Raw genomic sequence first — 21,328 nt, 5'->3', positions numbered from 1 at the left:
CGCCGGACGGGACCGGCGCCGTGACGTCCGGCTGCTCAGCGCTTCCGCATCCCCATGAACACCTCCGTCCAGAACCGCTGCTGCTTCTCCGACACCCCCACCAGATAGGTGGCCCGCAGCTTCGCCGGCAGCAAGGCCACCAGCCGGGTTACCGCGGCGCGGTGCTTCTTCAGCTGGGACAGCTCCGCGTTGGCAAGGATCTGGTGGACGACATCACTGTCGCCACCGCCCTCCGCGGACTGATCGGCCGCGCGCCGCAGCCGTGCCTCCCACGCGTCCACGTCGCGGGCCAGTTCCCGCAGACCGGTCACGGGGCGGCCGCGCAGGCGGTCGATCAGCGCGGTGAGCGGCACCGGTGCGTACTCCCCGTCGCCGAGGTAGACGGTCGCCATCTCCAGCGGCAGCCCGCGCCGGTGCAGCTTGATCAGCCGCTCCAGGGTCCGCTTGGTGATCCAGGCGCGGCCCTCCTCGTCGATGTCGTGCTTCCACCACTCCAGCACCGTCTCGGCGTCCTTGCCGTACCGGGCGATCAGCCACTCGTTGGCCGGGATGTCCTCCGGCTCCACCTCCAGCGAGGCCGTGAACCGGGTCGCCTGCGCGATGTTGTTCCGCGACACCAGCAGCTTGCGGCCCAGATGGTACGGCGGGTTCTGCACTGCTATCTGCGCCCGCAGGTTCTCGATCGGCCGTCCGGCCAGCGACCACTCCTGAGTGATCTCCATCAGCTTGGCGAACGCCGCCTTGTCCTTGGGCCGGTTGTACTCGTCCCACACGATCGCCTTGGGCTCGGGCCCGGTGAACTTCGCGGCGAGCAGGTTTTCCAGCGTGCCGTCCGGCGAGGGCACCGGAGCGCAGAGGTCCTCCACGTTCGTCACCGGTAGCGAGAAGTACAGCGCGTCCCGGCCCAGGCCTTCACGGACCGTCTCCCGCACGAGCTCCGTCTTTCCGCAGCCGGGCGGGCCCTGCAGCAGCACCGTCCAGCGGTTGCGCAGCGCCGCCCGCAGCACCCGCCGCACCGGGTCCGGAATCCGCGCCGGGTCGGGCACCCCGACGGCTCGTGCGATGCGGTCCAGGATCTCGGTCGTGCGGTTCTGGCCGGGCCGGCCGTCCGGGCTCGGCTCGGCTAGCCGAAGCCGCTCGCCGTCCACCAGGGGCAGCCCCCACCGCAGCGGGAAGCCCTCGCGTGCGTTGGCGAGGACGTGGTCGAGTGTGCGTGGCGAAAGGAGTTCGCGCAGCGCCGGCGGCAGCGACGCCCACAGCGCGAACACCTCCGTCAGGTCCCACGGGCGGTACTTGGCCGCCAGATGGCGCCGCCAAGAGGTGTCGTTGGCGGTGATCCGCATCGTCACCATGCGGTCCAATAGCGCCAGATCGCTGCGCCGGGCCGATGTCTCGGCCAATGACTCGTTGTCCGTGAGGAAGACGCCGATGCAGCCCAGCGCCCGCAGATCATGCTCGCCGAGCGTCCAGTTGCAGGCGATCTGCATCAGCTGCGACTGGATCGTGTCGCCCGCCTGTAGCGAGTCGTCGATGAGCAGCACGTAGGGCCGGCTCGGCTTGAGCTGGCTCATCACCAGCTGGCGCAGCACCAGTTCGCCCGTGTGCGGATCCTGCACCGGCGCGTTGACCAGCAGGTCGTCGGGCGTCAGGTTCGCGGCCGGGACGTACACCAGCGTGGCGTCGGGGTGGGCGCGAGCGATGTGCGAGAAGAACGTCGCCGTCTTGCCGATGCCGTGCTCGCCGAAGATCTGCCCCGTCTGGCCCAGGTCGATCATCGCGTCGATGAACTCCTCCAGACGCGAGGGGTCATCGGGCCGACGCCGGCCGAGGGTTGCCATCAACTCCGGTGTCTCAGTGCTCATTTACCGCGATCCTGTCGTGACGCGATGGCAGTCCATCGCCGGTGTGTGCGTCTCAGGCCACTCGTTGCCGACCTGCGTGATCAGCCAGATCCACTTCTCCGGCTCGGCAGGGGTGATCGGCGCCGCGTATCCGTCGGTGAGCACGACGACCGCGTCCGGGGTGACGTCGAACCGGCGGCCGTTCACCTCGGTGCGGCCCTCGACGTAGTCCGCGACCACCTGGAAGCTGGTGCCGCCCCCGCCGTAGACCCGCTCCCCCGGCCGGAACGGCATCACCACGGCGTCGAAGGACAGCCAGTGCGCCTCGACGCCGTCGATCCGGCCGACCAACTCGGTCAGCCACCGGATGACGTGGTCGGGCATCGATCCGGAGGTGTCGTAGGCGACGACGAGGACCTTCTCCCGCACCGGGCCGCGGCGCGCGAGCAGCGGGGCCTGGCCGAGGGCCATGAGCAGGGCGCCCCGCTTCTTCGGGTACACCAGCCGCTCGCCGTCGCGCAGTTTCGAGCCGAGCACGTCGACCAGCCAGCGCTGCCACCAGTCGACCGTCTGCGTGCGCGCGGTCTCGCCGCGCAGCATGCCCGCACCCAGGTTCCCCCAGATCCGCGCCGCCCGCGCGGAGCCCTCTTCCGTACGGCCCATCAGATCCAGCAGCTCCCGCTCCACGCCGGCGTGCCCGCGCCGTGCCGCCAGCAGGGAGTTGAGCAGGGCCGGGAAGGTCACCTGATCGACGGTCTCCTGGTCCAGCGGTACGGCGGCATCGTCCGACGCGCCCAGATGCACGCACAGCCGGCGCTCCGGCACCGGTGGGTGATGCATCCGCTTCAGCTCGCCGTACACCCGCATGTCCGTCTCGGTGAACGCCTCGTACGCCACCGGCTCCAGCCCGTGGGCCGTCAGATCCGCGACATAGGCGTCGTACACCTGTCGCGGGTCGACACCCGTGGGCCGCCCGTCGAGCAGGGGCAGTTCCTCGCGGCCCAGCCGGACCAGCGCCACGTGGTTGATGGACACCTCGGCGGCCAGCTCGAAAACCGGGTCGGCGCGCAGTTCGGGCTCGGCGAACAGATGCCGGTGTACGAGGTGGCGCGCCTCGTGGAACAACACGAACTTCACGCCGTCCAGGCCGAGTCCGACGAAGAAGTCCGGGTTGTACAGCAGCAGGCAGGTGCCGTCCCCCGAGGCCACCACGGCGGCCGTGTCCACCGCCGTCGTCGGGATCTGATGACGGCACTTGGCGTACAGCCACGACGCCACCGCGGACTCCTTCAGCCCGAAGTCCAGCAGCGCGGCCTCCTTCAGCCGCCGCGCCTCGGCGACGAGATCGGAATCCGCCGGACGGTACCGCTCCAGCGCCCTGCGGTCGGCCAGTTCCACCACCGGAGCGCGCAGCCGCCCCCCGTCCCCGTACGCCATGTGCTCTCCCCCGTGGTGCAGGTCCCCCGGGTTCCATTGGTACCAGCCGCCACTGACAGCGAGCCAAGGCATTACGCTCGGCGGCAAGGCGGGGTCGTAGCGCAGAGGCAGTCGCACCGGTCTCCAAAACCGGACCACGCTGGTTCGAATCCAGCCGCCCCGCCACTCACCCACCGGTCAGGCGATGGCGCCCGCGGTCGCGATCAGCTCGGGGGCGGTGCCGTAGAAGGTGCCCATCAGCCGTGCCAGAACCGCCCACGCCTCCTCGCGGTCACCCAAGTGGTCCCGGACGAACGGGCGCAGAGCGTCCCTGGCGGCTTGGATCCGCGCCGGGAAGAGCAAGGGACCGAGGGACAGCACGTCCAGGACGCGGACCGCTGGGCCGTGGGCAGTCGCGTACTCCGCGGGTCCGTCGAGGACACCCGCCTGCCGCACCCGATGGGTGAACCTGGGGTGCGAGCCGAACTGTGCGCGCAGCGCGGGCGGGCAGTCCGGGCGTACGGACAGCGCCCAGCGCGCGTAACCGGGCAGCGGGTGCTGGGTGTCCGCCTCGGTGACCGTCCGCCAGTCCGCGCGGGTCAGGACCATGGACGCGGCCTCGCGTCCCCTGCGCATGGAGTCGGCCTCGCGCAGCGCGCCGACGAGGCCGAGGCGCTGGTAGCTCTCCGGGACTTGGGGTTCCTCGGATTGCATCACGCGGTTCACGGGGACGGACTGCGCGCGGCCGGGGCCGAACGGCACTCCGCGGGCGACGGCCCGGCGCAGACCGGTGTCGGTGATGATGTGCCGCCACACCACCGCGTTGAGCTTCGGGTCGTCCTCCTCCAGGATCCACAGCGCCACGGAGGCCGGCAGTCCCTCCCGCGCCCAGGTCCAGGCACGTTCCAGCCGCAGCCGGGCAGCCGAGATGTCCTCTGGTCCGGGCAGTCCGGTGCGCGCCCGGACCCGGGCGGCGGTCTCCTCGTCGGTGAGGCCGAGCAAAAACCCGGCCGCCCGTTCCGCGGCGCTGTTGTCAGACATGAGGGCATGATGCCGCAGGCCAAGGCAGCCCCGCACCGAGGAATCGACCTTGTGTACGACCGTTGTTGCGCGCCCTCAGTCCGGTCCGGCCCGAAGGTGTGCAAAGACCTGCGCCGCTTGCTCCTCGAGGCCATCCGTCCAGGGGCCAGTCCCCGTCACCGATGGCCCCACTCGGCTTCTCGCACCGTTGGATCCGTGGCAGCCCGCACGTCTGACCCGGCTCTCAGGGCCCAGCCTGGCAAGTGATCTTCATCTGGGCCGCCGCATGGTGGGCGTACGTAGGGCCGTCGTCGTCCCAGTCCTGACCGCGGTCAAGCATCCGCACCGCGATACGGCCCTCCTTCAGACGGTACGTGCCCGCGTTGACAAGCGTGCCCCGGTTCGCCCGCTGATCGACCTGGAAGGTGGCGTACGCGCTGTTCTCGTCTCGCGGGTCGGAAAGCACACGGTACGTCGTCGGGTCGCCGCCCACATCTCGGCTGTCGCCGGTGGGTACGAAGACGCCGATCGCGCACGTGCCGTACGCACGGTCCACCGACCACCACCACAGCGCCCCGTTGTCGTTGTCCTGCGTCCGACTGCCCGACATGGGCACGGCGGCGTAGGAGCCGTCGCATGAACCGCCGTCGTAGCCGCCGTGGTCAACGGTGTACCAGCCTTCGATGCCGTCGGAGTAGCGGCCGTACTCGGCGTAGCCGCCGTATGCCCCGGAGGCGCAGCCGTGTCCGACCCAGGCCGAGTAGTGGGCAGGTTCCGGCTTGGGGTCGGCGCCGGAGTTCTGGGTACCGCTCGGCTTGGCGGAGTGAGAGTGGGCGGGGGTGGAGGTGGAGGACGCGGGGGATCCGGAGAGAGTCGGATCCGGCAGCGCCGGGGCGTCCGTGGGCAGGATCAGCCTCGGGTTCGACACGTGATGTGCCCCCGCGCTTACTCCGCCGCTCCGCGTCGTCCCCGCATCGGAGGTGAGGGACGATGCAACAAGCGGGATCCCGGCGCCGACCACCCCAGACAACAAGACCAGGGCGCCCAGCGCGACGCCTGCCTTGTGCGGACGCGACAGCGCCTTCCAGCGGCCGTAGGGCGTCTCGCGGACTATCCACGGATCCCGGCTCTGCTTCCTCATTCGGCCGAACCCGCAGGAGCATGGAGTTCCTGGGAGCGTGTTTCCATTCCCGCCGCACCGCTCACATGCCATCGAAGGTCCCTCTGGTCTGTACTAACCAGGCGATCAAGGTTTTTCGAGGGGGACCACTATGCACGAGGTCACCACGCAGAGGTAGTGGTCTGCCATGACGAGGAAGACAAAGGCGAATCAGGCGAGTGGTTCCGACGGGAATGCGACGAAGTGAGCACCCTTCGGCATGCCGAGTGACGGGCCGCCCGCCAACACCTCGTTGAGACGCTCGTCCCAATCCGCGCCGGCGGGCCACCGCCCGCATGAGCACAACGAGTTGGGCCAGATTCCGAGCCCTGAGAGCACCGGTGCTTGCTCGCGGGCCGAGTTACGGCCGTCGCTTGCGGCCCTACAGATGGCTCGCCTTTCCCGCAGGCCACTTGCCCATCGCGGCGTAGCCGACAAGACCGACCGTCAGCAGCCATCGGCGCGGTCAGCCATTGAAGTTCGGGGCCTGGGGTTGAGGGCTCGGGCCGCTGGCCCGGGATGGTGGTTCGCCGCCGGTGAACGCCGATCCTGCGGCAAGGTTTTTGTGCATACTCTCCCTACATGGTTGATCAGCACTCGGTCGATGTGGGAGAAATCCGGCTGGCCTATCAGGTGTCGGGTCCGCCGGATGCGCCGCCACTGGTCCTGTTGCACGCGCTGGGCGAGGACGCGACCGACTGGGAATCGGTATTGCCCGTCCTCGCACGTTACCGACGCGTGTATGCCCCCGACCTCCGAGGGCATGGCCGCAGCACCTGGCCGGGGGAATACTCGCTCGAACTCATGCGAGCCGATGTGCTCCGGTTCCTCAACGAGCTGGACTTGGCCCGAGTGGATGTGATCGGGCATTCCATGGGCGGGATTGTGGCCTACCTGCTCGCGGCGGACCATCCGCAGCGAGTGAGCCGGCTCGTCCTGGAGGACGTTTCGATTCCACGTCCCCGGAAACCGAGTACCCCGACCAGGCCGGACGGCGATCTGACCTTCGACTGGAATATGGTGCTGGCCGTCAGGCGGCAGATCGACGTGCCTGACCCCAGATGGCTGGAGCGGCTCAGCATGATCACCGCCGGGACCCTCGTGGTGGCCGGCGGTCCAGGCAGCCATGTGTCTCAGGACGGCGTCGCCGAGCTGGCCGACCATATCCCCGACGGGCAGATGGTCACCATCCCGGTCGGGCACCTGATCCACCGTGCAGCGCCGGAGGCATTCGCAGAGGCGGTTGTGGCGTTCCTGCTGACGGAGAAGAACGCCTGACCCACCTGCCGACCCCGAGCGCGCGGTCACAACCCATTGCGGGGCGGCACGGGTGCCGACCGACCTGGTCGGCACCCGCCTGCCGAATGCGTCAGCGGCGCCAGATCACAGCAGAGGTGTTGTTCGCGTCGAGGGTCACATCGCCGCTCCAGGTCAGGAACGACTGCTGGGGACGGTAGTCCTGGCCGAGGAAGAAGCCCCGGTTGATGCCGGTGACGTGCACCGTGGCGCCCGTGTCGGTGCCGACGACCACTCGATGGACGCTCACCTCGGCGATGTCCTCGGCCTTGGTGCCGGCGGGCAGCTCGACCGTCGTGGCCGCCGGGAGGTCACGGCTGATCGACCAGGTCGGATCGACGTGGTGGGAGAGGTAGACAGTCTGGCCGGAGACGATACGCACACCGAGCGAGACTCCGACCCAGGACGCACCCGTATTGGCCGGCTCAGTGCTCTTCTTGACCACCGCATACAGGTAGTTGCGCTGGTCGCTCATGTCGGGCGTGAACTGCGTGGACGCCGACGGAGCCTCGACCTTGTGCTCGCGGAGCATCTCCTTGGCCATGATCTCGTAGGTCCACGGGTTGACGTCCATCAGGTACTCACGAGGCTGGCCGGCCGGCAGCGTCTGGAGAGTCGAGAGGAAGAAGCGCATCGGGTCGTCGACGACGTCGCACATGTTGTTGTTCGACGTGCAGGTCTCCAGCAGGGCGTGATCGCCCTCGTACTTGCCACTGAAGTGCAGCGTCCCGTGGTTGGGGGCCTGGTACGTGTCGCTGCCCGCAACCCGGTTGCCGTGCTCGTCGACCTCGACGGAGTAGATCCACTCGATGTCGGTCGTGCGACCCCAACGAGCCATCAGCGCCGGGGTGTTCGTCCCGCCGTCCTCGTTGCTCCAGACGACCGAGTAGGTGAGGATCTGGTGACCGGGTGTGGCCGCCGGGACGACCTCATGCCATGCGATGAGCGGCGTGTCAGTCGTCGCGTTCTGGTACGGGCTGCCGAGGTCGGTGAGGCTGCGCCCGTAGACGACCGGTGCGTAGCGCAGCACCAGATACTCGGGGCTGTCAGGGGCGTAGGTCGTGACCCGCAACGAATCCACAAGAGCGGAGGTGGCGGCCGCCGGGGAGCGCTCGTCGGAGAAATGCAGGCGCAGGATGTGCACGCCCGCCTTGAGGTGACCGAGCGCCAGCTGCCGGTGAAGGGGCTGCCCGCCGGAGACGACAAGGTCGGTGGCGTAGTGTCGGTCCACGGAAATGGAGACCACCGCCGACTCGGCACCCGCCACGGCCCAGTCGGTGCCCGGCGCCTCGGCGTTCAGGTCGATGACGGCCTCGCCTGATCTCGACACGACGACCGGCACCCGCACATCCGGGTGATCCCGGCGCACCTGGATGTGTCTCGAGTGAGAGCTCTTGCTCGGCAGGGTGTCTGCCGTGGCCGGCGCGGAAAGTCCCGCTACGGCCATGAAGGCGACGACCGGCGCGGTTATCAGTTGGACGACTCGCATCAGATTTCCTTGATCGAAGGGAATCCCTCACGGGCGGTCAAGGTGGTGCGGTGCGACCGTGCGACGTGACCCGCGAGCGACACTGGTCAGCGGCAGGTCTAGTGGGCGAGATTGACCAGGGGACGAAAATCTGGGGTCAGTTCGCCAAAGGACTTAGAAGTTCGCCGATTTCCGTCCCGTCGGCGGAGCTGGACCACGTGGGAAGGGGCGTGCCAGTACGGACCGTTGAGGTGCGCCCTCACCTACTGACTCCCCACTGCCCCGGCGCCGTTTGACACGGCAGTACGGAGCCAGCCGGCAAGCGCGGAGAAGTCATCGTCGGTGAGGCCGTCCTTCGGATCTACGCGGTGAAGCAGCGATGGTTCCGGGTGCTGTGCCGCGACCCAGAGGCGGTCCATGGCGGTGATCTCGTCGTCGACCCAGACGAACGGTCGGCGGCCGGCCCATTCGACCAGGTGGCGGGTCTTCCAGTGCAACCCGCGCGGGCGGTCGTCGACGGACGGCTCCGGCCACTCCACCACAGGCAGGCGCGGTAGCCCGATCCGCGGGGCGACGAACACGTTCGCGTCGTCCATCCATGTCGAGGCCCACACCAGGTCGCACCCCAGCGCCATCAGGCGCGGCCCCACCGTGGGGTCGAGCCGCTCCAAGAGGGGATTTTCCTGATCAGGGAGCTTCTCTGAGCCAGGAGCAGCGGCCTGAAGCCGACTGGGTGACGACCCGAACGCAATCAGTGGTCCGTCTACGTCCAGGAACAGGAGAGTGCGCTCCGCTGAGCCGGTCATATGGGCACGATAGCCCTGTGAGGCGCAGAGGCGGCCCCGGGCATTCTGCCGTGCTCGTCGTGCCCAGTCGCGCCGATCGTGCGAGGAACCACGCGCAACCAAGGTGGCGAGTGGGCACAGCGCCAGGCACCAGTACCTCCTTGACCGTCTCTCCTGGTCAGGCGCCGTTTCGCGTGGCGGCAGGGGTGGATTTTGAACCCACGCCGGCCAGCGCCATGACGGCTTTCAAGACCCTGTGGGACTGACTCGTCTACTGAGAGCCCGCCGTCGCACGCCCCTGGGAGGTCCATTCGTCGGCGAGGAGGCCAAGGACGACTTCATCCTTGAATTCGCCACACACCCAGGCCGCGCGCCGCAGCGTACCCTCGATGACGAACCCCGCACTCCTCGCAGCCGCGATCATCGCCGCGTTGTCGGCCAGCGTCTCCACCTGCAGTCGCTGCATACCGCGTACCACGAAGCCGTACTCGCACAGTGTGTGGACGAGGTCCGAGCCGAGCCCACGCCCCCGGAAGGAGGGGAGCAAGGAGAGCCCGAGGTGCGCCGCCCTGTTGTGCGTGTCGATGCCCCACAACGCTGCCGCACCGGCCAGGGCCTGCGTTTGGAGCTCGACCACCGAGAACGAGGCCGCCTCCTCCGACAGCTCAGTGACCGAAAAAGGTGAGTCGGTTCCGGCGGCTATGGGCCGCCAAGGACGAGGATCGGTACCTGACCGGACCGCCACGTCGTCGTAGAGCTCCTTGTGAAGGACTGCCACGTCCGCCTCGTACCGGGCCCGCAGCCCGATCTCTTTACCGCGTATCACCTGGTATGAGTACCGCACACGCAGGTGCCGATCAAGGGATTTCCGGACCGCCGCCGAGCCCACAAAGGCGACGACGTCCCCCACGCCACGCTTGGCGTCGCCCGCCTGCGCAACCTCACGCTCACCGGATGACAGCCGTCCGGGAAACGGATGGGCCGCCGTCACGCGGAACGCGTGCCTGGGCAGGTGCCGCACATGCCGCAGGTCCGCGGGCGCCGTGGCGCCCGCGGACCCGGGGTGTCGAGCAGTGGTCGGATCAGTAGGAGAACTGCTGGATCTGGCTGCCGTCGCCTGCGTACGTCCAGCCGGTCCGGGTTTCCGGGTCGAGCTGGACGGCGCGTTCGTGATGGCTGTCGAGCCGGCCGTTGTAGGAGCCGAACTGCGGGTACTCCACGCCGGTCACGGTGCCCACCGTCTGACCCGTCTTCAGGTCTACGACGACGATGCGGCCGGTCGCGTTGTTGTCGGTGAAGCCGTACTGCTGAAAACCACCCATCGGCTTCAGGTCCGGCAAGCGGAAGGCGAACAGCCCCAGTTGGTGCTCACCGTCGACGGCGAGCGCGACAGGCGCTTGCTGCATTCCGAGATTCACCGGGTCCCCGCTGGGCAACTGCCCGAAGTACCCGGTGCCGGCAAAGTTGACGCTGAACGAGTGGTACCACGTTTCGTAGAGGTTGCCCTTCTCGTCGGAGGCGAGGTTCCCGGCGCAAGGCGTTCCCCCCTGGCTGTGAGTGACCGTTCCGTTGTCCAGGTCGACCGCGGCCACCGTGCCGGACCCCATCGAGGCCAGACAGTTGATGGTGCTCCCGGTCTTCTGCGCGGAGAAGACGCCGGTCGACTCGTCCACGTCCAGCAGGCCGTAGGTGGTGCGGCCGTCCGGGGTGGGGTCGAGCTGAAGGGCCGTGCCCAGGGCACCGGTTGCCGTGTCCACGGGGAGCGCGAAGCCCGCACGGTCGCTCGAACGGTAGGCGAGCACCGCTGCGCGGTTTCGCTTGGTGTCCACGCGTCCGCCCGTCACGACGTACTGGTCGTCGACCCGGACGGGGCTGCCGACCGCGTCGCCGGTGCTCGTGTCGTAGGTCTCGAGCCACTGCTCGCCGGTGGTGGTCTGCTTGTGCAGGACGAGCGTGTGGTGGGCGGAGTCGACGCCGAACACCTCGTAGATGGAGCCGTACGCGGGGTCGCTGGTCAACTTGCGCCCATAGGTTCCGGTGGCGGCGTTGTAGTCGTACACCGAACCTTCACCGGTGGGACTTTCCACCGACGCGACGGACGTGCCGCCGGGGACGATCGCGAAGTTGGTCAGGTTGGTGCCGTCGGGAGCCAATCCGTCGTCGTATGCCAGCAGCGACGTCGGCGAAGCCTGGCCGATGGTCTTGCCGTGCCGGTCGACGGCGAACACCCGCAGGTCGTAGGCGATCGACGAGGGCAGCTTGAGGTCGAGGGCGTCGAGTTCCACCGTGCCTCGCGTGCCCTTCAGCGACCGGTCGAGCGTGGCCGGGCTGTTCACCCCGTCGTGGTCGCGGACGGTGCCGTTCTGGTTGCTGACCAGGTTGTACGAGTTGTACATGTTCGGTCCGGGCGCGGAGAACTCCAGCAGCGTGCCGGTGGCACCCTCGACCCGCGATACGTCGTAGTGCACCGAGAACCGCGGTGAGGACCGGCCGATCTCCAGCAGGTGCCCGAACTCTCCGGATGCCTTTGCCGCCAGAGACGGCGCCGCCGGGCGTTGCGAGGGAGAACCGCCGTCGACCCGGAGCGAGGCGAACTCGCCGTACGCCGCGGCGCCCCTGGCGCCGCCAGCGGGATTCTGGACGATACCGATCCCGTAGATGCCGCCGCCGGCGGAGAAAGCGCCGGCCGGGACGGTGACCGTGCCGCGAAGTCCCGTGAGCGGAGCGGTGTAGGAGGCGGAGAAGATGGGCGCCGCCGCGGGGTTCCAGTGGCCGACTCCCGACACGACCAACTGGGGCGAGTTGACGTTGCGCACTCCGGTGAGGTCGTAGCTCACCTGCACGGAGTGCCCCGCCTTGACCACGGGCTGGACCACAGGGGCCAGGGCCTCGGCATAGCCCCCGTCGGTGGGACCGAAGGTCAGCTCGTGGCCGGCCGAGGCCAGCACCTGGTGGCCGCGGCGCACCTCGAAGGTCAGCGAGACCTGACGGTCCGTCGTAGAGACGACCGGCAGCCCGGCCGCGGTCAGCATCTGGCTGGGTGTCAGCCGGATCGCCGGCACATCCGAGGTGAACTCGTGACTCCCGATACGGAGTGCGTAGCTGACGCCCTCCTGGTCGGGCAGGCCGGTCACGTCGGCGCCGATCGTCACCGGCCCGACCAGGCCCTCGCCGGTGGCGCCGGCGCCCGTGCCCGGTCCGGCCAGGTCGATGCGTCCGGGGTCGGTGGCCTCGAGGAACGTGCCACCGAGCCCGCCCGTGGTCTGGCGATGCGCCACCGAGACCCGGACGATCCGGGGCGTGCCCGTGCCGGCGTCGCTGCCGTGTGCCTTGGCCAGGACCGCCTGCACAGCGGCTGTGACATCGAGCTGCGGGCCTACGTGCAGCGGCTGGTCTATCTGCGGCGGGGTGGCCACGGCCCGGCCGGTGCGCTCCAGCAGCGAACGGACGTCATCGGGCGACGGGTGCTGCCCGGTCAGCCGGGATGCCTGCAGCACGACAGCGGCAGCGGCAGCGATTTCGGGCGCGGACGCCGAGGTTCCTCCGCTGAGGACCTCCGCCACGGACTGGGCGCTCTGGCCCTGGTGCTCGAAGGCGGGGATGCCGTCGCTGGGCGCCGAGACGTCCACGCGCGTGCCGAATCCCGAGGAGAAGATTCCGGAACCGTTGAGCCTGGTGGTCGCCCAGGTCCCGTTGGCCGACGCGGCTCCGCCGTTCTGCGGCGGAACGGACAGCGTGTCGTCGGTCGTGGTACCGCCCGCGGCGATCGCGCCGGAGTCCAGCACCTTGCTGGGCGTGGTCGACACCTGGTCGTCGTCGATCCGGGTGGTGTCGGCGGCCTTGCGCGTCACGTCGGTGGCGGTGCTGCCGCCGTCGGGGCCGACGGCGGCGTTGGTGTAGAGCCTGGTCCCGTCATTCGACGAGACCACCACGGTGATGCCGTACTGCTTCACGATCGACGCGATCACGCTCTGCTGGACCGGGTCGTCCTCAAGGTAGCGGCCGGGGAACCCCATAGCGTCCGTGCCGTAGCCCAGGCTGGCGGTGATCACGTCGGGGCGCGGCTGCTGCCGTGCGGCGGCCAGCAGCGCCACCGCGATCTGACTGAACGTCGGCTGCTGCGGGACGACGAGCCGGTACTTCGCCCCCGGGGCGATGCCCAGCAGATCGGAGTACCCACTGCCCTCCATGCCCGGGCGCTGCCGTTCGTGCGGAAGCGGCGCCATCACGGAGAAGTCGAGCAGCACCTCACCCAGTGCGGAGTCCTGCCCCTGGGTCGAGCCGGTCGCGTCGAGTGCGCCGGTCGCGTCCGCGGTATAGGTAGGGATCAAGGGCATCGTGGGGATGTCCAGGTACCGCTGCCCGTTCTGGACGACGGTTGTCGGCCCCGCTGCGCCCAGGTTCGGCGTCGACGCGTCGGTGAGGTCGCCGACCGAGACGTTGGTGATGGTCTCACCGGTACCGGGCAACTGGTCGAACTTCTGCTTGAGCACGCTGTAGGCGCCCGTCGCGTTGACGCCACCGGCGTTGAGGAAGCTCTGCATCGAAGTACCGAGAGCCGCGTTGCCGGGCACACCGTCGGAGCCGGTCGAACGGCTGCCCTGCCCCTTCGCCGACGAGCCGGCCTTCCCCGCCATGGCCTTCAGCGAGGAGGGCAGCGGCACGGAGCCGCTGTTCATCGGGGAGACGGTCTGATCGGGCTCGGCGTAGACGACACCGGGTGTGGCGGCCAGCGCCCGGGCAGCCGCCGCAGTGTCACCACCGGCGAGCTGGACGACCTGGACCTTGGACAGGTCGATCGCCCCGGTGCCCAGCTTGGCCTTGGCGGCCGAGCGCAACTGCTGGGCCTGGGCGGTCGGGAGACCCGGCACCAGGGGGCGCATGGAGACCGCGTGGGCACGGTGGAGCGCGGTGTTGACTGTGGTGTCTGAGGTCAGCGGGGTACGGACCTGCAGATTGCGCTGCTTGCCCAGCGACTTGCCCGTCACCTGGGTGGCCGAGCCGAGGACCACAAGCACCTGGTGAGGGCTGTTCTTCGCCGACTGCGCGGGTGTGGGCTTCAGGAACGAGCGCCACGGACCGAGCGCTGAGGATCCGGGTGTGGAGGGCGAAGCGACCCCCGCAGACGTACCTTTCGCACCGGAATCGGCCGCCGTCGCTCCGGTGGCCGTCGCGTACTGCACGGGTGTGCCGAGCAATACGGCCGCACTGGCTATGGTGACGACGCCGCGAGCGATCGCTCGTCTCCGCCGATTCATGGGCACTCCACTTCTTCTTACGAAAGAACTCGGAGGAAGCACAGAGAAGGCGCCAGCCCCCGAACAGCGCCCACGCTGGTGGGGAATCTTTCAACGTGGAAAAGCCGGCACAAGATGACGAGGGTGGCGGACTTCCGTCAACTGGCGAGAAGTCGCCACCGAATCGACGAAATTGCGCGGTATTTAACATGCCGGGTATTGACGGCGGAATCAGAGTGACTCCAACACATGCCTGCCGCCTGCCGCGGTGAGCGCCCGGGGTCGGCAGACGGCGGCAGGGACGGCTCGCGACGCGGATCCGGCCGCAGGACTCACCGCGCCGCACCAGCTCCCGACGGCGGCCCTTCGCGGTGGCGTTCACGCTCGCCGCACGGGCGCAGTAGCGTTGGCGAGCTCCCCGGGTACCGACTGCGGGGCGCACGAGCAGATGGGCCCACGTCGACGTATCCGATCCTGGCCGGCCCCTGCTGCGGGTCCTGACACCGACGACATCGCCTCCACGTCGCCGTCGCCGGGGGCTCGTTCTGCGACGTCGGGGCATGGCGCGGCCTGCGCCTCCACTGGACCACGGGATGTCCGAGCCGCCGATGACGGTCACCGTACGTCGCGGCGAATGCTGGGCCATCACCTTGCTGGGGTTCAACTGATCGGAGCTTGCATCGATATGGCGGAGCCCCCCGTCGGCGAGCCGAGGCTGCAGGACGGAGGCCTTGACGATCGCCGGAGCTGGCGCTGGCGCGTGGATCCGGGTGCGGCCCACGGAAGGCCGCACCCGGCGGGATGTCGCGGTGTTACGGCGTGGGCAGGGTGTTGGCGTTGACGCCGACGTCGACGGTCTGCCAGCCCACGCTGCCGTTCGGGCCCTCGGCCTTGATCCGGTAGTACCCGGCCTGGGTGAAGGTTGTGACGAACGAGGCCCAGCCGTCGGTGAGGTTCACGGTGCTCGGGAAGTTCGCGGGCACCGCTACGCCCCTAGGCGGGGTGATCGTCAGGGTGACCGGCCCATTGGCGGCGGAGTCGAGCGAGAGCCCGCTGCCGTTCGCCTCCAGGTAGAAGGTGGCCTTGGAGTTCAGCTTGGGGATCGGGGCGTGGGAGGTGTCCGTGCCGCCCCGGAAGGCGAGCGTGTCCGCGGGCGCCACTGGCATCTGCGGCGCGGGCAGGGGCGCCTGGTCGAAGTCGAAGGCGTCGCTCAGGTCGTTCTGCTTGGCGTTCAGGTTGTTCAGAGGCGGCATGTCCCACTGCTTCTGCATGAACGACAGGATCGACATGTTCGTGGTCTCCGGGTGGAAGACCCCCTCGCGCACGTACGGGGAGACGATCATCGTGGGCGTGCGCGACCCGTAGCCGTACTGGTTGTTCATCGGCGGGGCAACGTGGTCCCAGAAGCCACCGCCCTCGTCGTAGGTGACGAAGATGGCTGTGGAATTCCAGTCGGGGCTCTTGGCCACGGTGTCGACCAGCTGCCCGATCCAGGCGTCAGGGTTGCCGAGGTCCTCCTCCGGCTCGCCGCTGTAGTCGACGCCGGGGCGCACGAAAGAGAAGTCAGGCAGGTTACCTGAGGATGCGTCGGAGATGAACTGGTCCGTAGTGCTCAGGTCCGTCAAGTCCGGCGGGACGATCTTCTCCCAGATGGTGCCCGTCAGATGGGTCCGCGGTACGCCGTAGTACACCTTGCCGGTGCGGTTGTGGGCCGCGAGCTCGTCGAAGATCGAGTTCCAGGGCTTGGTGTCGTTCGGGTTGAGATCGTTGTACATCCAGTCGTGACCGTCGGCGTTCAGCGCGTACATCACGTTCGGCTGGGTCGGCGCGATCACGGGCTGGAAGTTGTGGTCCTCCAGCGCGTAGTGGCTGGCGAGGTACTGCTGGTTCGGAGTGAACTCCGGTCCGAACTCGGTGATGGACGCCATGCCCTCGCCGGGGAACATGGTGTAGTGGTCCATGAGGTAGCCCTTGTGGGGCTCGTAGTCCATCATCATCTGCTCGGCGGCCCGGCCGTTGGCTATCCCGCTGTAGACGTCGCCCTCGTTCGGGGAGGCCCACACCGGACTGACATCGGGGGCGGAGTGGTACGTGGCGTTCGGGTTCTGCAACGAGGTGCCGGACGGGATGCCGTCGGCCCCCGGGAAGTTGCCGAACAGGTTGTCGAACGAGTGGTTCTCCAACATGATTTCGACGACGTGCTTGATCGGCGACGCGCTGGTCTGAGCCGCGGGCGCGGCCGCGGGCGTCGGCGCCGCGGACGCGATCTGCGTCGTCAGGCCGACGAGCGCGGCGATCGACCCGGCGGCCATCATGAGCCGTGTGCGCTTGACCTCATGAATTCAGCTGCGACGGTCACCTGACGCACCAACAGGAGAAGGGTGCCTCCCGCCTGCGATGATCTGGACTGTCTAGATCAAAACCGTCGCAGAGAAGAGGCACCCAACAGGTGCAGGCTACCGAATGGGATCACCGGCTTGCTGTGCGGGCCGACGGCAAGAACCTGATCGGCCACGCGGGCGTGGTGCTGCTGCGGAAGGTCGCCGACCGCGTCGGTCTGGCCACCGCGCTGAGTGCGGCGTTACCGAAGGGCACCGGGCCGGGCTGGCGGGACCGGGGCATGGCGCTGGTCCAGCTGGCCTGTGCGATCGTGCTCGGCGCGACGAACGTCCTTCAGGCCGAGCAACTCCAGTACCACTGGCGGCCGGTGTTCCCGCGGCCGGTCTCGGACAGCACCCTGCGCCGCGCCCTGGCGGCGATCGACGGCCCGGTCGCGGCCCGGGTGGAACGCGCCCGCGCCGCGATACGCCGCGTGGTGTGGATGCTGCTCGCCCTGCGCCCCGGCGGCTTCCCCTGGATCGCGGTGTGCGGCCGGGAGGTGACCGGCTGGTACGTCCTCGATTTGGACGCGACCATCGTCACCTGCACCAGCCGGAAGGAAGGCGCGGCGGGCACCTTCAAGGGCAGCTTCGGCCACATGCCGCTGGGGGCGTGGGTGGCCAACACCCGCGAGTGCGTCGCCATGCTGCTGCGGCCCGGCAACGCGCCGCCCAACGACGTCGCCGACCACAAGAGGGTCCTGGCCGCCGCGCTGCGGCAGCTCCCGCTGCCGCTGTGGTCGAAGCTGCTGGTCCGGATCGACGGCGCGGCCTTCAGCCACGACGTCCTCGACCACCTCCAGCGCCTGACCACCAGCCGGCGCCGGGTGCGCTGGGTGACCGGCTGGGCGATCAACGCCACGGACGAGCAGGCCATCGCGCTGCTGCCCGAGACGGCGTGGACGGCCGCGCTGCGGCAGGACGGCGAGGTCCACGAGATCAAGGGCCCCGACGGCGAATGGATCTCCTACCAGGTCGCCGAGCTGACCGGCCTGCGCGACCTGACCGGCTGGCCCAAGGGGATGCGGCTGATCGTGCGCCGGGTCAAGCCCTCGCGGCGGGACGCGAAGAAGCTGACCGCCTTCGAGAAGCGCACCGGCTGGCGCTACCAGATCATCGCCACGAACGTCCCCGCTCACCAGGGACTTTCCGGGATTCCCGGCTCCGGGCAGGTGTGGTTCGTCGACGCCCTCTACCGTGACCACGCAGAGGTCGAGGACCGGGTGAAAGCCATCAAGCGGGTCGGCCTCGGGTTGCTGCCCTCGAAGTCCTGGCAGTTGAACGCCGCCTGGGTGCTGGCCGCCACGATCGCCGCCGACCTCGACGCATGGACCCGGCTCCTCCTCCTGCACGACGAGCCCGAACTCGCCGCAGCCGAGCCGGAGACGATCCGCATGAAGCTGTACCACCTGCCCGCCCGACTCACCGCCCACGCCCGCAGGCGCACCCTGCACCTCGACCGCACCTGGCCCTGGACAGCAGCGTTCACCACCGCCTGGCAGCGGGCCACCCAGCTCCCGGCCCTCACCTGACGGCCGGCCACCGCCCCGACGACACCGGAAAGGACAGCACCGCACCACCCTCGGGCCCGTGGAACCCGACGCCCCCGCAGCGTCACGCGACGGCCAGTCCCGACACGGCACGGGACATATCGGGCAGCCAGCCGCTCCCGGCGTCGCCATCAGCCCTCGGAAAAATCGAGGTTGACAGGTCGGCGCATCCACATTCTCCTTGGCATTTCACGGTTCGGGGCTTTTGCACCCCGACTGCAACCGACCCACGTTCAGCTTTCAACCGCAATAAGATGCATCATGCACTCAACGGAACGGCCGCATTTCCGTGAATGCTTGTCCAAGGGGTGCCCGAATTCGCCAAGTTGGTGAGCAGACGCGTCGGTTAATTCCTGCGGTTGACTTAGGAGAACGGGCGCGAGGCGGGGCGATTTCAAAGGCGGGTTGACCTTGTAGGTGTGCAGGACACGGCCATGTGACGATGTCCAGCGGGCGCGTCACCCAAGTAACGAAGCTCCGGTTCAAGACGGATGACCTTCCTAAGTGGTCCGTGCCGGAAGTCCTTCGGGGGTTGACGCGGGAGCCGACGTTGCGTGTATCGCCTGGTCAGGTGCCGAGTGCGGCGAGGTGGAGGTGGCAGGCGCAGTCGAGGGCGTCTTGGGGGGTGCCGGCGAAGCCGCCGGTGGGCAGGAGGGAGTCCTCGTAGCGGTCGCTGCTGGCGTAGTAGAGGGCGAAGCCCCACCTGCTGGCGGTTCCGCCGTAGCGCAGGCGCATCAGCGTGACCCGTTCGCCGTCCGCCAGTTCCGCCTCCACGTAGGCAAAGGCTCCGCGGTGACGGACGTGCAGCCGCCTGATCTGCGGCCAGGTGGTGCGGGCATGCTCGCCAAGGCGCTGCTCGAGCGAGAGCCGGGTGGACTCCGAGGGTGTGGGCATGGCAGCCATCCTGCCCGAGGGGCCGCAGGGCGGGGCACGGCAGGATACGGGCTGTCGTGATCCACTTCTCCCGATCGGCCGTCGTTGCATGCCCGTTGCCCCGGCCCGCCCGATAACCCTGACCGCCGCCGAGCGAAAGCGGCTGAAGAAGATGGCCTACGGCCACAAGACCGAGTACCGGCTGCGGATGCGCACGCACATCGTCCTGCACGCGGCACGCGGACGCTCCAACGCGCGTATCGCCCGAGAGACGGGCCTGCACCTGGACACGGTGCGCCTCTGGCGGAGCCGGTTCGCCGAACACGGCCTGCCTGGGCTGTCCGACCGTGAACGCAGCGGCCGTCCGCCGGTGTTCACCGCGCTGCAAGTCGCCGAGGTCAAGGCCCTGGCCTGCCATCGTAGTCCTTGATCTTGGTGCGGAAGCTCTGCCACACCCAGACGTATCCGTAGTTGCGCTTGCAGGAGGGCGAGTAGAACTGCTTGACGGAGGCCGCGTGGGCTCCCGCCCGGTCGATGTAGGCGGTGGCGCCGATCTGGTACGCATCCGCGCACACGCCCGCGGTCTGTGCGCTGACGCTGAGCGGGTTGCCCGCCTCCGACGGGGCGGTGGAACGGGCTGTCAGGTGCTGCTTGCCGGGCGACGGGGCCGGGCCCGTCCCCGCGACGGCTGAAGCCGCCGGAAGCAGAGCGGCGGCCGATGCCGCCGCCACAACCAGGATGCTGCGAGCACGCATGAGAAAGCTCCCCCTTGCTCCAGGTGACTGACTTCGCTGGTGACGATCGGGCACGCCGGACAGTGCACAAGGCGCGGCAAAACACCGCATAACCCGTCACACCCCGTGAAGAGCACTGTCCTCGCGTATCGGTCATCAGGTCAGACCAGCCGGGCCTCCGAATGGTTGTAGTGCAGACCACATCCACTTCACGAGCAGCCCGGTCCCACACCGGAAAGTGCCCCCACCAGTAGAAACACCCCCCAAGGTCGGTCGTCGCAGAGTGGGCGCCGCGTCGAGCACGTCTTCGGCCGGATGATGAACTACAAGTTCCCGCGCGATTGCGGAAGGCCGTGATCAAGCAGCCTGAACTCGGACTGTTGACAGCGCAGTTGACCGGCTACGGGGTTCGATGACGCCGGCCGCGCACGAACGAGCGCTTTGAGCATCGCGGCGCCCGCCCCCACCACTGCCAGGTGCAGGACTGCCGCGAGCGCGAGTTCTTCCGGCGCTGAGCTCGGGGTCCGGACGGCAGTGCCGCACGGCGGCACCAGTCCCGTCCCGTGCTGGACCACGACAGAAGCTCCACACTTGACGGCGAGCAATCGTTCACGCATTCGATTCTCGGCGCATTCCGACTGGCCAGCGCCCACGGCCCGCCGACCCGCGACTCGCAGTCCGACCGTTTGCCCTCGACGACCGTCACCCACGGGAATACCGCCGCAACCGGCAGCGCTGCAGATGCATTGAAAGCTCCCATATACAGCGAAATGTGCTACTTCAAGGAAGTGGGCATCATGGGACAGCTAGATGAGAAGGTGACCCTGGTGACCGGTGGCTCCACCGGAATCGGTCTGGCCATCGCCCGTCGGTTCGCCGAGGAAGGCGCCACCGTCTACCTCACCGGCCGTCGCAAGGGCGAACTGGATACGGCCATGGAAACCATCGGGCCACGGGCCATCGGCGTTCAGAGCGATGTCTCTCATCTCGATGATCTCGACCGGCTCTTCTCCACCATCAAGGAGCGCAGCGGGCGGCTTGATGTCGTCGTGGCCAACGCAGGAGTCGCCGAACTCGCCCGACTGGGGGAGATCACCGAAGAGCAGTACGACAAGGTCTTCGGCATCAATGTCAAGGGGACGCTCTTCACCGTCCAGAAGGCACTCCCCCTGCTTCCGGACGGCGCCTCGGTGATCGTGCTCTCCTCGATCAACGCGTCGAAGGGTTTGGAGGCGATGGGCGTCTACAGCGCCACCAAGGCAGCCGACCGCAACCTGGCCCGCACCTGGGCCGCCGAGCTCGCGGCCCGCGACATCCGGGTCAACGCCATCAGCCCTGGCCCCATCGAGACCCCGGGCATCCGTAGCCTGGGGAGCCCGGCAGAAGGCGAACAGCAACTCGCGGACGCCCTCACCCCGATGATTCCGCTCGGCCGGATGGGCCGCGCCGACGAAGTCGCCGCCGCAGCCGTCTTCCTCGCATCGGACCAGAGCTCCTTCACCACGGGAGCCGAACTCTTCGTCGACGGGGGCTTTGCCCAGATCTAGAGCCAATGCCGTGTAGATAGGCGG

15 protein-coding genes and 1 tRNA gene are annotated in these 21,328 nt (G+C 68.6%); 5 read left to right on the top strand and 11 right to left on the bottom strand.

Features of this window, described 5'->3' with window-relative positions; genetic code table 11:
• Positions 1 to 35 precede the first annotated feature (35 nt).
• Both ACQEXA_RS48930 and ACQEXA_RS48925 read right to left on the bottom strand, forming a co-directional pair.
• Entirely contained in the window at positions 36 to 1,862 is a 1,827-nt protein-coding gene (locus ACQEXA_RS48930) for an AAA family ATPase (RefSeq protein ID WP_433133095.1), read from the bottom strand.
• Positions 1,863 to 3,278, bottom strand: coding sequence for a DUF2201 family putative metallopeptidase (locus ACQEXA_RS48925; RefSeq protein ID WP_433133093.1), 1,416 nt, complete (start codon positions 3,276 to 3,278; stop codon positions 1,863 to 1,865).
• A gap of 90 nt (positions 3,279 to 3,368) precedes the next feature.
• On the opposite strand from ACQEXA_RS48925, the gene ACQEXA_RS48920 reads away from it, so the two are divergent.
• Positions 3,369 to 3,443 (top strand) — tRNA-Trp (locus ACQEXA_RS48920).
• A 12-nt stretch (positions 3,444 to 3,455) separates the two neighbouring features.
• Here the strand turns inward: ACQEXA_RS48920 and ACQEXA_RS48915 are convergent.
• Together ACQEXA_RS48915 and ACQEXA_RS48910 are read right to left on the bottom strand one after the other, a co-directional pair.
• Complete coding sequence (locus ACQEXA_RS48915; RefSeq protein ID WP_432923815.1) at positions 3,456 to 4,298, bottom strand: hypothetical protein; 843 nt, start codon at positions 4,296 to 4,298, stop codon at positions 3,456 to 3,458.
• A 223-nt stretch (positions 4,299 to 4,521) separates the two neighbouring features.
• Positions 4,522 to 5,418 (bottom strand): adhesin, encoded by an 897-nt coding sequence (locus tag ACQEXA_RS48910; RefSeq protein ID WP_432923817.1) that lies wholly within the window; start codon positions 5,416 to 5,418, stop codon positions 4,522 to 4,524.
• Between the two features lie 600 nt (positions 5,419 to 6,018).
• Between ACQEXA_RS48910 and ACQEXA_RS48905 the strand changes: the two genes are divergently transcribed.
• Positions 6,019 to 6,714, top strand: coding sequence for an alpha/beta fold hydrolase (locus ACQEXA_RS48905; RefSeq protein ID WP_432923819.1), 696 nt, complete (start codon positions 6,019 to 6,021; stop codon positions 6,712 to 6,714).
• 91 nt (positions 6,715 to 6,805) lie between these two features.
• Here ACQEXA_RS48905 and ACQEXA_RS48900 read toward each other — a convergent pair whose 3' ends face one another.
• The 5 genes from ACQEXA_RS48900 to ACQEXA_RS48880 form a co-directional block, all read right to left on the bottom strand.
• Positions 6,806 to 8,221, bottom strand: coding sequence for a hypothetical protein (locus ACQEXA_RS48900; protein WP_433133091.1), 1,416 nt, complete (start codon positions 8,219 to 8,221; stop codon positions 6,806 to 6,808).
• Between the two features lie 242 nt (positions 8,222 to 8,463).
• Entirely contained in the window at positions 8,464 to 9,006 is a 543-nt protein-coding gene (locus tag ACQEXA_RS48895) for an HAD domain-containing protein (RefSeq protein WP_432923823.1), read from the bottom strand.
• Between the two features lie 250 nt (positions 9,007 to 9,256).
• Positions 9,257 to 9,811, bottom strand: a complete 555-nt coding sequence (locus tag ACQEXA_RS48890; RefSeq protein WP_432923825.1) for a GNAT family N-acetyltransferase — start codon at positions 9,809 to 9,811, stop codon at positions 9,257 to 9,259.
• A gap of 256 nt (positions 9,812 to 10,067) precedes the next feature.
• Positions 10,068 to 14,243, bottom strand: coding sequence for a S8 family serine peptidase (locus ACQEXA_RS48885; protein ID WP_432923827.1), 4,176 nt, complete (start codon positions 14,241 to 14,243; stop codon positions 10,068 to 10,070).
• Positions 14,244 to 15,034: 791 nt separating this feature from the next.
• A complete protein-coding gene (locus ACQEXA_RS48880; RefSeq protein WP_433133089.1) occupies positions 15,035 to 16,537 on the bottom strand; it encodes an alkaline phosphatase family protein in 1,503 nt (500 codons plus the stop codon).
• Between the two features lie 134 nt (positions 16,538 to 16,671).
• On the opposite strand from ACQEXA_RS48880, the gene ACQEXA_RS48875 reads away from it, so the two are divergent.
• Complete coding sequence (locus ACQEXA_RS48875; protein WP_432923289.1) at positions 16,672 to 18,132, top strand: IS1380 family transposase; 1,461 nt, start codon at positions 16,672 to 16,674, stop codon at positions 18,130 to 18,132.
• Between the two features lie 585 nt (positions 18,133 to 18,717).
• On the opposite strand, the gene ACQEXA_RS48870 is transcribed toward ACQEXA_RS48875, so the two are convergent.
• Positions 18,718 to 19,044: a PH domain-containing protein gene (locus ACQEXA_RS48870; RefSeq protein ID WP_432920489.1), complete on the bottom strand. Its 327-nt coding sequence runs from the start codon at positions 19,042 to 19,044 to the stop codon at positions 18,718 to 18,720.
• Positions 19,045 to 19,132: 88 nt separating this feature from the next.
• Between ACQEXA_RS48870 and ACQEXA_RS48865 the strand changes: the two genes are divergently transcribed.
• A complete protein-coding gene (locus ACQEXA_RS48865; protein ID WP_432923833.1) occupies positions 19,133 to 19,453 on the top strand; it encodes a helix-turn-helix domain-containing protein in 321 nt (106 codons plus the stop codon).
• On the opposite strand, the gene ACQEXA_RS48860 is transcribed toward ACQEXA_RS48865, so the two are convergent.
• Positions 19,422 to 19,778 carry a hypothetical protein gene (locus tag ACQEXA_RS48860; protein ID WP_432923835.1) on the bottom strand — a complete coding sequence of 119 codons (357 nt, stop codon included), beginning with the start codon at positions 19,776 to 19,778 and terminating at the stop codon, positions 19,422 to 19,424. The genes ACQEXA_RS48865 and ACQEXA_RS48860 overlap by 32 nt on opposite strands.
• Positions 19,779 to 20,554: 776 nt before the next feature.
• Between ACQEXA_RS48860 and ACQEXA_RS48855 the strand changes: the two genes are divergently transcribed.
• The gene (locus ACQEXA_RS48855; protein ID WP_432938894.1) at positions 20,555 to 21,304 is read left to right on the top strand and encodes an SDR family NAD(P)-dependent oxidoreductase; all 750 of its coding nucleotides are present in this window, start codon (positions 20,555 to 20,557) and stop codon (positions 21,302 to 21,304) included.
• The last annotated feature ends 24 nt before the right edge of the window (positions 21,305 to 21,328 follow it).

The organism is Streptomyces sp. CA-106110, assembly GCF_050936285.1.
Lineage (GTDB): Bacteria > Actinomycetota > Actinomycetes > Streptomycetales > Streptomycetaceae > Streptomyces.
This window is presented reverse-complemented; position numbering and strand designations above follow the sequence as displayed.